Here is a 1,528-nt window from a genome sequence, read left to right on the forward strand (position 1 = left end):
ATGAAGGAGCGGGGTCTCGCTCCTCGTGGGTCCCGGGCGGGATGCTCGGGGTGCTCACGTCTCACGACGAAGGAGGCCCCTCATGCAGGCAGCGTACGACGGCCGGCAGATCGTGGGTATCGATCTGCACCGGCGCAGGTCGGTGATCGTGCGGATGAGCGAGGCGGGCGAGAAGCTCGACACGGTGCGGATCGACAATGACCCGGTCGCGTTGGGGTTGGAGATCGCCAAGGCCGGCCCCGACTCGGAGGTGGTCCTGGAGGCCACGTATGGCTGGTACTGGGCGGTGGATGTGCTGGCCGCGGCGGGTGCCCGGGTGCGTTTGGCCCATCCGTTGGGGGTGAAGGGGTTCGCCTACCGGCGGGTGAAGAACGACGTCCGTGACGCCGCGGACCTGGCGGATCTGCTGCGGATGGGCAGGTTGCCGGAGGCGTATGTGGCGCCGCCGGCGGTGCGCGAGTTGCGGGAGCTGGTGCGGTATCGGGCCAAGCTGGTCGCCTGGCGCAGCGGGCTGAAGGCGTCGGTGCATGCGGTGCTGGCCAAGCAGGGCGTGCACATCCCGGTATCGGATCTGTTCGGTGTCGGCGGGCGGGAACTGCTCGCCCAGGTGCCCTTGGATGGGGCGTATCGGGGGCGGGTGTCGTCGCTGTGCCGGCTGGTCGACGCGGTCGATTTCGAGATCGACGCGGTCGCGGGGCCGATCCGGGCCAGACTCGCCGGCCACGCCGGTTATACGGCGATCCAGGCCATCCCCGGTGTCGGACCGGTGCTGGGGGCGGTGTTCGTCGCCGAGATCGGTGAGGTCGACCGGTTCCCCGGGCCGGCGCAGCTGACCTCGTGGGCCGGGCTCACGCCGCGGCACCGGGAGTCCGACCTCGTCGTGCATCGGGGACGGATCACCAAGCAGGGCTCCACCCTGGTGCGGTGGGCCGCGGTCGAGGCCGCCCATGGCATCCCTCACTCGGCCGGCTGGCTGACCTGCACCCGCGCCCGCATCGCCGAACGACGCGGACGCAACATCGCCACCGTCGCGGTGGCCCGCAAACTGCTCACCCTCGTCTACTACGGCCTGCGCGACGGGCACATCCGTGCCCTGCGCCCGGCCCGGCCGGCGGCGTGAGCAGGTTCGGACGTGACCGGATGCGAGGTCGTGATCTGTCTGGCCCCCGTCGGCTGACGGCGTGGCCGGCTGCGTGATTGACCCCGTCCGGTCACGGTCGCACACCACCATGCCCCCGAACCCCACGCGGGGCGAATGGATGACCGGCAGCCGAACCCTCGGCCTGCCCTTCCGGCATCGCTCGGAACCCTGGTGACGCGACCACCACAACGCCTTCCGGCATCACGAGCATGGCGCGCACGGCGCCGGCGTCAAGGCCAAGCCCCTGCGGGGTGGGCCTACGGCCCAGCCGTTGACCCCGGCACCGCACTCACGCCTGCCCGAAACCCATTGCCGGAACCGGAAAAATCAACGTCAGCAGGTCAAAACCCCAGTCTTGACCGACCCCGCTCCTTCATGGATGACAGA

At 70.4% G+C, this 1,528-nt stretch carries 1 protein-coding gene; it reads left to right on the forward strand.

From position 1 onward, the window contains the following. Positions 1-82 precede the first annotated feature (82 nt). A complete protein-coding gene (locus ACVCAH_RS37845; protein WP_447141005.1) occupies positions 83-1,120 on the forward strand; it encodes an IS110 family transposase in 1,038 nt (345 codons plus the stop codon). Positions 1,121-1,528 lie beyond the last annotated feature (408 nt).

The sequence above is a fragment of the Micromonospora sp. LZ34 genome, assembly GCF_052981855.1.

What these genes read in the sequence shown, in the direction of transcription:
- ACVCAH_RS37845 (WP_447141005.1), top strand. Translation starts at nt 83, where the DNA reads ATGCAGGCAGCGTACGACGGCCGGCAGATCGTGGGTATCGATCTGCAC.